General features: G+C 66.8%; 12 protein-coding genes. 3 read left to right on the top strand and 9 right to left on the bottom strand.

The annotated features are described in order from the left end of the window. Window positions 1-24 precede the first annotated feature (24 nt). The 6 genes from secG to BTH_RS17590 all read right to left on the bottom strand — a co-directional run bounded on the left by secG (window position 25) and on the right by BTH_RS17590 (window position 6,588). Window positions 25-402, bottom strand: coding sequence for a preprotein translocase subunit SecG (gene secG / locus BTH_RS17615; protein WP_009892180.1), 378 nt, complete (start codon window positions 400-402; stop codon window positions 25-27). 78 nt (window positions 403-480) lie between these two features. Then, window positions 481-1,281 carry a triose-phosphate isomerase gene (tpiA, locus tag BTH_RS17610; protein ID WP_009892184.1) on the bottom strand — a complete coding sequence of 267 codons (801 nt, stop codon included), beginning with the start codon at window positions 1,279-1,281 and terminating at the stop codon, window positions 481-483. Between the two features lie 59 nt (window positions 1,282-1,340). Continuing rightward, window positions 1,341-2,360, bottom strand: a complete 1,020-nt coding sequence (locus tag BTH_RS17605; RefSeq protein ID WP_009908707.1) for an NAD(P)H-quinone oxidoreductase — start codon at window positions 2,358-2,360, stop codon at window positions 1,341-1,343. A gap of 115 nt (window positions 2,361-2,475) precedes the next feature. Then, on the bottom strand, window positions 2,476-4,617 hold the full coding sequence (gene pnp / locus BTH_RS17600) for a polyribonucleotide nucleotidyltransferase (protein WP_009892189.1): 2,142 nt from the start codon (window positions 4,615-4,617) through the stop codon (window positions 2,476-2,478). 300 nt (window positions 4,618-4,917) lie between these two features. Then, window positions 4,918-5,187 carry a 30S ribosomal protein S15 gene (rpsO, locus tag BTH_RS17595; protein ID WP_004185828.1) on the bottom strand — a complete coding sequence of 90 codons (270 nt, stop codon included), beginning with the start codon at window positions 5,185-5,187 and terminating at the stop codon, window positions 4,918-4,920. Window positions 5,188-5,292: 105 nt separating this feature from the next. Continuing rightward, window positions 5,293-6,588 carry a branched-chain amino acid ABC transporter substrate-binding protein gene (locus BTH_RS17590; RefSeq protein ID WP_025404075.1) on the bottom strand — a complete coding sequence of 432 codons (1,296 nt, stop codon included), beginning with the start codon at window positions 6,586-6,588 and terminating at the stop codon, window positions 5,293-5,295. Between the two features lie 330 nt (window positions 6,589-6,918). Here BTH_RS17590 and BTH_RS17585 point away from each other — a divergent pair, with 330 nt between their 5' ends. The 3 genes from BTH_RS17585 to BTH_RS17575 all read left to right on the top strand — a co-directional run bounded on the left by BTH_RS17585 (window position 6,919) and on the right by BTH_RS17575 (window position 10,090). After that, entirely contained in the window at window positions 6,919-7,431 is a 513-nt protein-coding gene (locus BTH_RS17585) for a hypothetical protein (RefSeq protein WP_038707867.1), read from the top strand. A gap of 435 nt (window positions 7,432-7,866) precedes the next feature. Beyond that, a complete protein-coding gene (locus BTH_RS17580; RefSeq protein ID WP_009892200.1) occupies window positions 7,867-8,502 on the top strand; it encodes a carbonic anhydrase in 636 nt (211 codons plus the stop codon). 52 nt (window positions 8,503-8,554) lie between these two features. Next, window positions 8,555-10,090 (top strand): SulP family inorganic anion transporter, encoded by a 1,536-nt coding sequence (locus tag BTH_RS17575; protein ID WP_009892202.1) that lies wholly within the window; start codon window positions 8,555-8,557, stop codon window positions 10,088-10,090. A 137-nt stretch (window positions 10,091-10,227) separates the two neighbouring features. Here the strand turns inward: BTH_RS17575 and BTH_RS17570 are convergent, their stop codons facing one another. The 3 genes from BTH_RS17570 to BTH_RS17560 form a co-directional block, all read right to left on the bottom strand. Further along, complete coding sequence (locus tag BTH_RS17570) at window positions 10,228-11,775, bottom strand: 2-isopropylmalate synthase (RefSeq protein WP_009892203.1); 1,548 nt, start codon at window positions 11,773-11,775, stop codon at window positions 10,228-10,230. Window positions 11,776-12,136: 361 nt separating this feature from the next. Then, window positions 12,137-13,009, bottom strand: coding sequence for a CDP-diacylglycerol--serine O-phosphatidyltransferase (gene pssA, locus BTH_RS17565; RefSeq protein ID WP_009892204.1), 873 nt, complete (start codon window positions 13,007-13,009; stop codon window positions 12,137-12,139). Window positions 13,010-13,025: 16 nt separating this feature from the next. Next, complete coding sequence (locus BTH_RS17560; protein WP_009892205.1) at window positions 13,026-13,676, bottom strand: phosphatidylserine decarboxylase; 651 nt, start codon at window positions 13,674-13,676, stop codon at window positions 13,026-13,028. Window positions 13,677-13,746 lie beyond the last annotated feature (70 nt).

Raw genomic sequence — 13,746 nt, 5'->3', positions numbered from 1 at the left:
CACAAAAGTGATTTTTCAAAAAATTTATTTCGGCACGTCCTGACCCGGCGCAGACGCGGCCGATACGGCAGCCGGCGCGGATGCAGCAGGTGCCTGCGATGCGGCAGCCGCCGAAGCCGCGGGCGCGGGCGCCGCGCCGAGCACGCCGACCGACGGCGCCGACTTGTACGAACCGAGGTAGGTCAGCGCGAGCGTCGCGACGAAGAAGATCGTCGCCAGGACAGCCGTCGTGCGCGACAGGAAGTTCGCGGAACCGGTCGCACCGAAGAGGCTGCCCGATGCGCCGCTGCCGAACGCCGCGCCCATGTCGGCGCCCTTGCCATGTTGCAGCAACACGAGGCCGATCACGCCGAGTGCGGACAACAATTGAACCACAATGATCAAGACTTTCAGATACGGCATACATTCACCTGTTTGGTTTCAAGCAGCCCGCGCACCTGCCGGCCGCCCCGATATTCTTCACACGCGTCTCGCGAACGCTTACTTCGCTGCCCGGCAGATCGCCAGGAAATCCCCGCTCTTCAACGACGCGCCGCCAATCAGGCCGCCGTCGATGTCCGGCTGGCCGAACAGCTCGGCAGCGTTGTCGGCCTTCACGCTGCCGCCATACAACAGCGACACGTGCCCGGCGCCCTTCGCCGCGAGCCGTCCGCGCAGGAACGCATGCACCTGCTGCGCCTGCTCGGCCGTCGCGCTCTTGCCCGTGCCGATGGCCCATACGGGCTCGTATGCGACGACGATGCGCGCCGCCTCGTCCGGCGACAGCACCGCGAGCACCGCATCGAGCTGCGCGCCGACCACCTGCTCGGTCGTGCCCGCTTCGCGCTCGGCAAGCGTCTCGCCGACGCACACGATGGGCGTCAACCCCGCAGCGAGCGCGCGCCGCGCCTTCGCCGCGACGGTCTCGTTCGATTCGCCGTGATACGCGCGGCGCTCCGAGTGCCCGACGATCGCGTACGCCGCGCCGAACTCCGCCACCATGCCGGCCGCGACTTCGCCGGTGTAGGCGCCCTGCTCGTGCGCGGACACGTCCTGCGAGCCCCACGAGACGCGACCGCCCTGAAGCTGAGCCTGCGCCTGCGCGAGATATGGGAACGGCACGCACACGCCGATGGCGACGTTGTCATGTACCGCTTGCGCGCCCTGCGCGACTTCCGTCAGCAATGCCTGGTTGCCGCTCAGGCGACCGTGCATCTTCCAGTTGCCGATCACCCGCTTGATTCTCTGTTTCGACATCGTTTGTCTCGTCATGGACGCGCCGAGGCCGGGCGTCGTGTTCATCTGGCGAAGCGAACCCGCGATTTTACTGCGACGCTCAAGAACCGGTCAAACGACCGATGTCAAGCGTTCGCACCCCAATCCAGCACGATCTTGCCGACGTGTTCGCTGCTTTCCATCAGCGCATGCGCATCGGCGGCCTGTGCGGCCGGCAGCACGCGATAGACGACGGGCTTCACATGGCCGCCCTCGATGAGCGGCCACACGCGCGCCTTCAGTTGCGCGGCGATGCGCGCCTTGAATTCGACGGGGCGCGGCCGCAGCGTCGAGCCCGTGATCGTGAGACGTCTCCGGAGGATCTCGGCCACGTTGATTTCCGACTTCGCGCCGCCGAGGAGCGCGATCACGACAAGCCGCCCGCCGTCCGCGAGCGCCGTCAACTCGCGCGCCACGTACGCTCCCGCGACCATGTCGAGAATCACGTCGACGCCGCGATCGTGCGTGAGCGACTTCACGACCTCGACGAAATCCTCGGTCTTGTAGTTGATCGCGCGCTCCGCGCCGAGCGCTTCGCAAGCGCGGCATTTATCGTCGGTGCCCGCGGTCGCGAACACGCGAAAGCCGAGCGCATGCGCGATCTGGATCGCCGTCACGCCGATGCCGCTCGAGCCGCCCTGCACGAGGAACGTTTCCAGCGCGCCGCCTTCGCCCGCGCCCAGTTGCGCGCGATCGAACACGTTGCTCCAGACCGTGAAGAACGTCTCGGGCAGCGAAGCGGCCTCGACGTCGGTCAACCCCTTCGGCACCGGCAGGCACTGCGCGAGCGGCGCCGCGACGTATTGCGCGTAGCCGCCGCCCGCGAGCAGCGCGCAGACGCGCTCGCCCACCTTCAGCCCGAACGGGTTCGTCGCGGGATCGGACAGATCGCCGCCGACGATCTCGCCCGCCACCTCGAGACCAGGCAGATCCGACGCGCCGGGAGGCGGCGCGTAAGCGCCCTTTCTCTGGAACACGTCCGGGCGGTTCACGCCAGACGCCGCCACCTTGATCAGCACCTCGCCGCGCTTCGGCTCCGGCTGCGGCCGCTCCGTCAGCTTCAGCACGTCAGGCGCGCCGAATTCGGTGATTTCGATCGCTTTCATGCACGTCGCTCCAAGATCGTGACGGGTTTGCGCGCGCGATGCGCGCCCCGCAAACCGGCCCATCCTGTGAAAAACGGCCGGCGCGCGTTCGCGCTGCCGGCCGTTGCCTTGCCGCTTACTGCTGCGGCGGCGTATCCGTCTGCCCAGCCGCCTCGTTCAGCAGCGCCTTCGCCGACAAACGCACGCGCCCCTTCTCGTCCGTCTGGATCACCTTGACCTTCACCTGCTGACCTTCCTTCAGGTAGTCGTTGATGTCCTTCACGCGCTCGTTGACGATCTCGGAGATGTGCAGCAGACCGTCCTTGCCCGGCAGCAGGTTCACGATCGCGCCGAAATCGAGGAGCTTCAACACCGTGCCTTCGTACACCTGACCGACTTCGATCTCGGCCGTGATGTTCTCGATGCGCTTCTTCGCTTCGGCCATGCCTTCGCTGTTCGTGCTCGCAATCGTCACGACGCCGTCGTCGGAGATGTCGATCGTCGTGCCGGTTTCTTCCGTCAGCGCGCGGATCACCGAACCGCCCTTGCCGATCACGTCACGGATCTTTTCCGGGTTGATCTTGATCGTGATCATGCGCGGCGCGAATTCGGACAGCTGCGTGTTCGCACCCGCGACCGCTTCCTTCATCTTGCCGAGGATGTGCATGCGGCCTTCCTTCGCCTGCGCGAGCGCGACCTGCATGATTTCCTTCGTGATGCCCTGGATCTTGATGTCCATCTGCAGCGCCGTCACGCCTTCCGCCGTGCCGGCCACCTTGAAGTCCATGTCGCCGAGGTGATCTTCGTCGCCGAGGATGTCGGTCAACACCGCGAACTTGTTGCCCTCGAGGATGAGGCCCATCGCGATGCCCGCGACGTGCGCCTTCATCGGCACGCCGGCGTCCATCAGCGCGAGGCAGCCGCCGCACACCGACGCCATCGACGACGAACCGTTCGACTCGGTGATTTCCGACACGACGCGGATCGAGTAGCCGAATTCGTCGGCGCTCGGCAGGCACGCGACGAGCGCGCGCTTCGCGAGCCGGCCGTGGCCGATTTCGCGACGCTTCGGCGAGCCGACGCGGCCCGTTTCGCCGGTCGCGAACGGGGGCATGTTGTAGTGGAGCATGAAGCGGTCGCGGTACTCGCCTTCGAGCGCGTCGATGATCTGCTCATCGCCCTTCGTGCCGAGCGTCGCGACCACCAGCGCTTGTGTCTCGCCGCGCGTGAACAGCGCCGAGCCGTGGGTGCGCGGCAGCACGCCCGTGCGGATCTCGATCGGGCGCACGGTGCGGGTGTCGCGGCCGTCGATGCGCGGCTCGCCGCTCAGGATCTGGCCGCGGACGATCTTTGCCTCGAGGTCGAACAGGATGTTGCCGACGGTTGCCTTGTCGGCCGCGACCGTGCCGGCCGCCAGCGCCTCTTCCTCCAGCTTCGCCGAGGTTGCCGCGTACACTTCCTTCAGCTTCGTCGAGCGCGCCTGCTTGTCGCGGATCTGGTAGGCCGCCAGCAGTTCCGGCTGCGCGAGCTCGGTCACGCGTGCGTTCAGCGCCTCGTCCTTCGGCGCCGGCTGCCAGTCCCACTCGGGCTTGCCGCCTTCGCGCACGAGTTCGTGGATCGCGTCGATCGCGGTCTGCATCTGCTCATGGCCGAACACGACCGCGCCGAGCATCACGTCTTCCGGCAACTGATCGGCCTCGGACTCGACCATCAGCACCGCGCGCTCCGTGCCCGCGACGACGAGGTCGAGGCGCGACGCCTTGATCTGCTCGCGCGTCGGGTTCAGCACGTATTCATTGTTCACGTACGCGACGCGCGCGGCGCCGACCGGGCCGTTGAACGGCAGGCCGGACACGGCGAGCGCAGCCGATGCGCCGATGAGCGCCGGGATGTCCGCCGGGACTTCCGGGTTCACCGACAGCACGTGAATCACGACCTGCACTTCGTTATAGAAACCTTCCGGGAAGAGCGGGCGCAGCGGCCGGTCGATGAGGCGCGACGTCAGCGTTTCGTGCTCGGACGGACGGCCTTCGCGGCGGAAGAAACCGCCCGGGATCTTGCCGGCCGAGTAGGTCTTCTCGATGTAGTCGACAGTGAGCGGGAAGAAATCCTGCCCCGGCTTCGCCGACTTCGCGCCGACGACGGTCGCGAGCACGACGGTGTCCTCGACGTCGACGAGGACGGCGCCGCTAGCCTGGCGCGCGATTTCGCCGGTTTCGAGGCGCACCTTGTGCTGGCCCCACTGGAATTCCTTCACGATTTTATTGAACAGAGACATGGTCGCTCCTTTTCGTTCGTTGTCGGACGCCGTGCGCGGACGAGGCCGGCACGGCGGCGGCGCGACCGGGCCACATGGGAAGAGGTGTGTTTTTTATGCCATTCCAGCGCCTTGCTCGCCGCCCGGCGTCGAGCGGGACGCGAACAGCGCGCTGGAATGACACAAAGCTCAACCCTTGTGCGCCTGGCCGGTTGTGGGCTTCGACAGCCCGGCGGCAAGCATCGTGCTTGCCGCGAAAAAACAAAATGCCTGTATCAGCAGACTGACACAGGCATCTTGCTGAGGCGAGCAACGCCCCGATTACTTACGCAGACCCAGCTTCTCGATCAGCGCGCGGTAACGGTCGGCATCCTTGCCCTTGAGGTAGTCGAGCAGCTTGCGACGGCGGCTCACCATGCGCAGCAGGCCGCGGCGGCTGTGGTGGTCCTTCGCGTGGGTCTTGAAGTGACCCGTCAGTTCCGTGATGCGCGCCGTCAGCAGTGCGACCTGCACTTCGGGCGAGCCCGTATCGTTGGCGCCGCGCGCGAACTGAGCAACAACTTCCGACTTCTTGATATCAGCAACAGACATTTGATTTCCTTTCGACTGAACAGGCGGACACGGAAGAAAGGCCGTGCCGTGATTTACAACCGGCGCGCATTGTAGCACAAGTCGCACGGCCGGCGAACCTCGCCTTCAGGGGCGTTTCATACGGCACGCGGCGGCGGCGGCGGCGGCGGCGGGCGCCGCGCCCGGCGAAGGCGGCACCTCGAGCACCGTCCGGAACCCATAGCCCGACCCCACATTGTCGAAACGCACGCCCGGCGCGCCGGCGCGGTCCATCTCGATCACATAAAGGGGTTGGATCAACTGGTGGTCGGCCGCGCGCATCTGCACCGGATGGAATCCGTCGTCGTACCGCATTCCTTCGAGCGCCTTCGCGACCGCGACCGGATCGGCCGAACCCGCACGCGTCATCGCCGCCGCGACCATCTCGATCATCTCGCTCATGCGCCGCACCGGGTAGTCGTCCTGCGGCGCCGGAAAGCGCGCGCGGAACGCCCGGTAGAACGCATCGGACTGCGCGCCGCCCGCGTTCGGATGCCAGTCGGCGACCGCGAGCACCCGCTTCACGCCCGCTTCGCCGAGCGCGGCGGGCGCGTCCAGACTGTTGCCGTAGAACGTGTAGAACTTGGTCGCGAGCCCCTGTTCGCGCGCCGCCCGCACAAGCAGCGTCAGATCGTTGCCCCAGTTGCCCGTCACGACCGCGTCCGCGCCGCTCGCGCGAATCTTCTCGACGTACGGAGCGAAGTCCTTCACGCGGCCGATCGGATGAAACTCATCGCCGACGACCGCGATGTCCGGCCGGCGCGCCTTCAGCGCGACGCGCGCGAGCGCGCTGACGTCGTGCCCGAAACTGTAGTCCTGATTGAGCAGGTAGACCTTCCTGACCGTGCGATCGCGCGCGAGCACGTCGGCCAGCGCGTCCATCCGCATGCCGGCGTGCGCGTCGAAGCGGAAGTGCCAGAAGCTGCAATCCCGGCCCGTCAGCGCGGGATCGTCGGCCGAATAGTTGAGGAACAGCGCACGGTGCTCAGGGTCACGCGCGTTATGCTTGTCGAGCGCGGCGACGAGCGCCGCCGCGACGGCCGAGCCGTTGCCCTGCGCCACGAAACCGATCCCCTTGTCGGTCGCCGCACGCAACTGGACGAGCGCCTCCTCGACGCCGCCCTTGCTGTCGAGCACGACGAGCTCGAGCGGATGGGCGCCGTCACGCAGCCGCACGCCGCCTTGCGCATTGACGCGCTCGATGCCGAAGCGCAGATTGCGCGCGACAGCCGCTCCCGCATTCGCGAACGGCCCCGACATCCCCTCGACGAGCGCGATCCGGATCGGCTCGCCCGTCGCACCGGCCGCCGCCGGCGACGGCAGCATCGTCAGGGATAGCGCCGCCGATGCGGCGGCGGCAAAACGCATCCAGTAGGAAGACATTGCGTGGTTTCCTGCGTAGTCCGTTCGTCGAGCGCAGGATCATAGGCGAGCCCATGGCGCGCGGGCAAGCCGCGAGACGCACGGCCGCACCGGCGGCCAGGCCCCATGGCGAGCACGCGCGAATGCTCATCGACCGTCCGGACGGTCGGATAGGCGATTCGCCCGCGGCACCCTCACCTGCTCCCGATTGCGATGCATGTCGCGCGCCGCGCGCGGAGTCCGCCGAGCCGCGCCGGAACGCCCGGCGCGCGCACGCCACTGCGCAAACTTTTCCGATTCCGCGCGCGCACGCGCACGCGCGCCGTGATAAAACGTCGCCATCCCCGCCTCATGGAGAAACGTATGTCCGCTCGTCTCCCGGTTCTGTTCGCTTGCGCGGCGGCGCTCCTCGCCGGCTGCGCGCAGCCGTGGCAACAGTTTCGCGCCGGAGATGACTCGTCGGCGATCGTCGCCCGGATGGGGCCGCCGCGCGAAGTCTACGACCTGCCGAACGGCGGCAAGCGCCTGATGTGGCCAACGCAGCCGATGGGCGAAATCACGACGGCCGCCGACATCGACGCCCACGGCCGGATCGTCAACGTGCGGCAAGTGCTGCAGCCGCTCGAGTTCTACCGCGCCGAGATCGGCAAGTGGACCAAGACCGATGTGCTCGTGAACTTCGGCCGCCCTGTCGAGACGTCGTACTTTCCGCTGATGAAGCGCGAAGTGTGGACGTACCGCTACCTCGAAGACAACGTCTGGTACATGCTCTACAGCTTCTACTTCGACGACAACGGCATCCTGCGGCTCACGCAGAAGACCCCCGACCCGCTGCACGACCCCGATCGCCGCACGCTGTTCTGACATCCCCCGCCGCCGGCCGCCCGGCCGGCGCATCCCCCGAGGTCATTTGGCGCGCCCGGGGTCTTAAATGATTTTTTTATCATTTACTCGTTATCTATTTAAAATTTTTGTCATCTTTCTTGGCGCGCCAATATTGTTCCGCCACGTCAACGAAATCAAAAACAAAACATCCGCCGCCCCCCTCTTCGCCCCGCTGGACGGGCGTCTCACGCCCATTTCGGTGCGACATGCACCCTTTACGACAGCTCGACATTCGCGATTGGTGCAATCATTCCGACCTTAAAAATAATTTGCAACAGAATATTTCAAATTGAACTTCCGATTACAAGTTCCCCCTAATATCACTCACAACAACCTTTCAGTTTAGAAAGCCATTGATTCTGCGACGATGCATCTTTGCGTCGCCGCCATCGCACGCATAAGAAGGAATCCTGAATGAATCGCCCGAAAAGCATGCTTGTCGCCAATATCGCCTGGGCTCGCGAGACGTCCGAGCGCTCGCCCGACTTCTTCGACGCGCTGTCGCGCGGCCAGAACCCGCGCGTACTGTGGATCGGCTGCGCCGACAGCCGCGTGCCGGCGGAGGCCATCACACAGAGTGCGCCAGGCGAACTATTCGTTCATCGAAACATTGCGAACATCTTCGAGCCCGACGACGACAACTGCGCAAGCGTGCTCGAATATGCGGTCAAGGTACTGAAGGTCGACCACGTGATCGTGTGCGGCCACTACGGCTGCGGCGGCGTGCGCGCGTCGCTCTTGCCGCCGTCGCCCGAGCTGCCGCACGTGAACCGCCGGATCGCGCCGCTGTGCGCGCTCGCCGGACGCCATCGCGCTGTACTCGACGGCGTGCCGCCCGACGAGGCCGCCGACCGGCTCGCCGAGCTCAACGTGCTCGAACAGGTCCGCCTGCTGCGCAACTCGCCGATCATCCGCGACGCCGCCCCCGCCCCGCTCGTGCACGGCTGGATCTTCTCGCTCGCCGACGGCCGCCTCAAGGAGCTCGCATCTGGCTATGCGGCGGCCGTTCAGGCGCCGCAAGCCGAACGCGCGGAAGCCGCGGCCGCCTGACCGGCCGGTGCCGCCCCCCCCTAAAGTCTCAACCCGTTTTTCTCCGATCACTATGAAGAATCTACGCGCTTCCTTTTCCACGTTTCCGCGCGACTTCGTGGCCGGCATCGTCGTGTTCCTCGTCGCGCTGCCGCTCTGCCTCGGAATCGCCAACGCATCCGGCGTAGAGCCGTTCGCGGGCCTCGTGGCCGGCATCATCGGCGGCCTCGTCGTCGCCGTGCTGAGCGGCTCGCCGCTGTCCGTCAGCGGCCCCGCCGCGGGCCTCGTCGTGATCGTCGTCGACGGCATCGCGCAGCTCGGCAGCTTTCAGACGTTCCTGCTCGCCGTGCTGCTGTCGGGTGTCATCCAGTTCGGGTTCGGCCTGCTGAAGGCCGGCCGGTTCGCCGCGTACGTGCCGTCGCCCGTGATCAAGGGCATGCTTGCCGCGATCGGCATCCTGCTGATCGTCAAGCAGGTGCCGTTCGCGCTCGGCCTGTCCGGCGACGGCGATGCGCCGGGCCATGCGATATTCGCGTCGGGCGCGATCGCGATCGCGTCGCTCGCGCTCCTCGCCGCCTGGGACACGCGCGCGATGCGCCGCTTCGCATTCGTGCGCCTCGTGCCCGCGCCGCTCGCCGTCGTGATTCTCGGCATCGGCGCCACGGTCCTGCTCGGCTTCGTCGCGCCGAATCTCGCGCCGCCCGCCGAGCACCGGGTCGCGCTGCCCGAGCTCGCATCGTTCGCCGCGCTCGGCGACGCGCTGAAGACCTCCGACCTCGGCCCGAACTTCTCGTACCTGCTGAGCCCGGATGTCTGGCGCATCGCGCTCACGCTCGCCGTCGTCGGTAGCCTCGAGACGCTCCTGAGCCTCGAAGCGGTCGAGCAGATCGATCCGAAGCGCCGGCCTTCGCAGCCGAACCGCGAACTGAAGGCGCAAGGCGTCGGCAATCTCATTTCGGGGGCGATCGGCGGCCTGCCGATCACTTCGGTGATCGTGCGCAGCTCGGTCAACGTGAACGCGGGCGCGCAGAGCCGGATGTCGGCGATCGTGCACGGCGTGATGCTCGTCGTCAGCGTGTTCGCGCTCACCGGGCTCCTGAATCTGATTCCGCTCGCGAGCCTGGCGGCAATCCTCATCCATACGGGCTTCAAGCTCGCGAAGCCGGCGCTCTTCACGTCGGTCGCGAAGCAGGGTCCGGGCGCGTTCCTGCCGTTCGCGGCGACGATCGCGGGCGTGCTCGCGATCGACCTCCTCGCCGGCATCGCGCTCGGCCTCGCGTGCTCGGTGTTCGCGGTCGCCTGCGCGAACCTGCGCAGCCCGGCGACGCTCGCGCAACACGACGACCACTACCTGCTGTCGTTCCGCAAGGATGTGTCGTTCCTCGGCAAGGTCCAGATCAAGCACCATCTCGCGCAGATTCCGGATCGCGCGGTCGTCATCATCGACGCGACCCGCGCCGACTACATCGACCACGACGTGCGCGAGATGATCGACGCGTTCGTCGCAGAAGCGCCGCTGCGCGAGATCACCGTCGACTACCGGCGTCAGGTTCATCACGAGCGCGGCGCGGGCTTGCGCTGGTTCTTCCGCAGTCCGACGGCGCAGTAAGCGCCGCAGTCGACGCATGAGCCGGTGTGCGCCGGCCCGTCGCGGCGCAAGCAAAAACGCCCCGCGCGGCCTTCGGCCCGCGGGGCGTCGTTCATTCGCGGCGCGGCGGGCATGCCGCCGGGCGCGCGAGGCGCGCACTACGCGCGTTGCGGATTCAGCTTGTCGGCGTTCGAATACAGCTTGTTGAGCGCGGCGATGTACGCCTTCGCCGACGCGGCGACGATGTCCGGATCGGTGCCGACGCCGTTGACGATCCGCCCGCTCCTCGACAGACGCACCGTCACCTCGCCCTGCGCCTGCGTACCCGTCGTGATCGCGTTGACCGAATACAGCAACAGCTCGGCGCCGCTGCCGACCTCGGTCTCGATCGCGTTGAACGTCGCGTCGACGGGGCCGTTGCCGCTCGCCTCGCCCGCCACCTCGTCGCCGTCGACCGCGAACACGACCTTCGCCTGCGGCCGCTCGCCCGTCTCCGAGCGCTGCGCGAGCGACACGAACTTGTAGTGCTCGTGCTCCTGCGCGAGCGCCGATTCCTCTTCGGTGACGATCGCGATGATGTCCTCGTCGAAGATCTCGGCCTTGCGATCGGCAAGATCCTTGAAGCGCGCGAACGCGGCGTTCAGCTCGGCTTCGCTGTCGAGCGACACGCCGAGCTCCTGCAGGCGCTGCTTGAACGCGTTGCGGCCCGACAGCTTGCCGAGCACGATTTTGTTCGCGGTCCAGCCCACGTCTTCCGCGCGCATGATCTCGTAGGTGTCCCGCGCCTTCAGCACGCCGTCCTGGTGGATGCCCGACGCGTGCGCGAACGCGTTGGCGCCGACGACCGCCTTGTTCGGCTGCACGACGAAGCCCGTGATCTGCGACACGAGCTTCGACGCCGGCACGATCTGCGTCGTGTCGATGCCGAGATCGAGGCCGAAGTAATCCTTGCGCGTCCTCACGGCCATCACGATTTCCTCGAGCGACGTGTTGCCCGCGCGCTCCCCGAGACCGTTGATCGTGCATTCGACCTGGCGCGCGCCGCCGATCTTCACGCCGGCGAGCGAGTTCGCGACCGCCATCCCCAGATCGTTGTGGCAGTGCACCGAGAAGATCGCCTTGTCCGAGTTCGGGATGCGCTCGCGCAGCGTCTTCACGAGGTTGCCGTACAGCTCCGGCACGCCGTAGCCGACCGTATCCGCGATGTTGATCGTGGTCGCGCCCTCGGCGATCACGGCCTCGAGCACGCGGCAGAGGAAGTCCATGTCCGAGCGGCTGCCGTCTTCCGGCGAGAACTCGATGTTGTCGGTGAACTTGCGCGCGAAGCGCACCGCAAGGCGCGCCTGCTCGTACACCTGATCGGGCGTCATCCGCAGCTTCTTTTCCATGTGCAGCGGCGACGTCGCGATGAACGTGTGAATCCGGAAACTGTTCGCGGGCTTGAGCGCATCCGCCGCGCGCTGGATGTCCTTGTCGTTCGCGCGCGCGAGCGAGCAGATCGTGCTGTCCTTCACTTGCGACGCGATCGTCTGAATCGCGTCGAAATCGCCGTTCGAGCTGGCCGCGAAGCCGGCTTCGATCACGTCGACCTTCATCCGCTCGAGCTGCTTCGCGATGCGGATTTTCTCTTCCTTCGTCATCGACGCACCGGGCGATTGCTCGCCGTCGCGCAACGTCGTGTCGAAAATGATCAGCTTGTCTGTCATGGGGACTCCAGGTGTCGAATGGGGAAACACACGTGATGAAGCTCGCGCCACCGCAGGCGACGCTAGACAACAGACGAAGCTCGACGGAGGGCGAAAACGGTCAGCGCGGCAGGCGCGCTAGGGCTAGCGCGCGTAGCGGCGCACCGGCTAGAAGAGGGAAGAGGCGGGAAAATGCGGTCATGCCGAAGAATATAGCGGCATTCCCCGCCGCGCGCAATCGGCACCTTTCTCGAGGGCCCGCACGCGGCGGCGCACGGCGTGCGGGCAAAAGAAACGGCGGCCTGGCGGGCCGCCGTCGTCGGTGCGTCCGGCGCGAGATCCGGACTCGTCCCCCGGCGCCGTCCCGGCCGGGAGACGCCCGTCAGTGCTCGCGCTGCGACGAGCGCGCCGGATTCGCTCGGCCGCGCACCGCCATATAGGCCCAGAACACGTAGCCGGACAGCCCGTACAGCACAAACAGGCCGAACAGCATCAGCGGCGGATCGGACGACACGAGCACGAACGCGACGACGACGAGCAGGATCGCCGCGAACGGCACCCGGTGCCTCACGTCGAGCGCCTTGCCGCTGTAGAACGGCGCGTTCGACACCATCGTCACGCCTGCGTAGATCGTCAGCACGAACGCGACCCACGGCAACCAGCCGAGCTTCATCGGCACGCGGTTGTCGGTCGCGAGCCACACGAAGCCCGCGATCAGCGCCGCGGCGGCCGGGCTCGGCAGCCCCTGGAAGAAGCGCTTGTCGACGACGCCGATGTTCGTGTTGAAGCGCGCGAGCCGCAGCGCGGCGCCCGAGCAGTAGACGAACGCGGCGAGCCAGCCCCAGCGCCCCAGATCCTTCAGCACCCACTCGTACATCACGAGCGCGGGCGCGACGCCGAACGACACCATGTCCGACAGGCTGTCGAACTGCTCGCCGAACGCGCTCTGCGTGTGCGTCATGCGCGCGACGCGGCCGTCCATCCCGTCGAGCACCATCGCGGCGAAGATCGCGATCGCGGCGGTCTCGAAGCGCACGTTCATCGCCTGCACGACGGCGAAGAAGCCGCAGAAGAGCGCGGCCGTCGTGAACGCGTTCGGCAGCAGATAGATGCCGCGCGTTCTCAGGAACTGCTGGCGCGCGGCGCGCCGGCTCTCGACGGGCGCGACGTCCTGCGCGACCGATTTGTTGTGACGAAACGACCGCGGCCACGGAGCATTGCCGTTGCGCGGCCGGCGCGGTTTGAATGCGGCCATCGATACGCCTTCCCGATTACTGTTGTTCGGGCAGCTCGGCGAGGATCGTCGACGATGCGGACACCTTCTCGCCGATCGACACGCGGGCACGGCTGCCCTTCGGCAGATACACGTCGACACGCGAGCCGAAGCGGATGAAACCATAGCGCTGGCCGCGCGACAGCGGCTCGCCCGCGCGCACGTAGCAGAGAATCCGGCGCGCGACGAGGCCCGCGATCTGCACGGCCGTCACGGTGTGGCCCGAACCCGTCTGGATCACGACCGCGTTGCGCTCGTTCTCGGCCGACGCCTTGTCGAGGGCGGCGTTCAGGAACGCGCCCGGGAAATACTCGACCTTCTGCACCGCGCCGTCGACGGGCGAGCGCTGCGAGTGCACGTTGAACACGTTCATGAACACGCTGATCTTCAGCGCTTCGCGATTCGCATACGGATCGTGCGCCGTTTCGACCGCGACGATGCGGCCGTCGGCCGGGCACAGCACCGCGTTCGCCTGCGTCGGAATCGCACGCGGCGGATCGCGGAAGAACTGGACCACGAAGACGAGCAGCAGCCAGAACGGCCATGCGAGGCCGAATCCGCCGACGGCATGGATCAACAGCGCGACGACAGCCGCGATCGCGATGAACGGCCAGCCTTCGCGCGCGATGATCGGATGAGGATAGTTCATGGTTCGTTCTTCGGTGAATTGCAAAGCCCGTAGGATAGCAAAAGCCGCCCTCGGCTCCGGTGCCTTCGGG

The sequence above is a fragment of the Burkholderia thailandensis E264 genome, assembly GCF_000012365.1.
GTDB classification, from domain to species: domain Bacteria; phylum Pseudomonadota; class Gammaproteobacteria; order Burkholderiales; family Burkholderiaceae; genus Burkholderia; species Burkholderia thailandensis.
The sequence above is the reverse complement of the archived record's forward strand: the minus strand, read 5'-3'. Positions and strand labels throughout refer to the sequence as shown.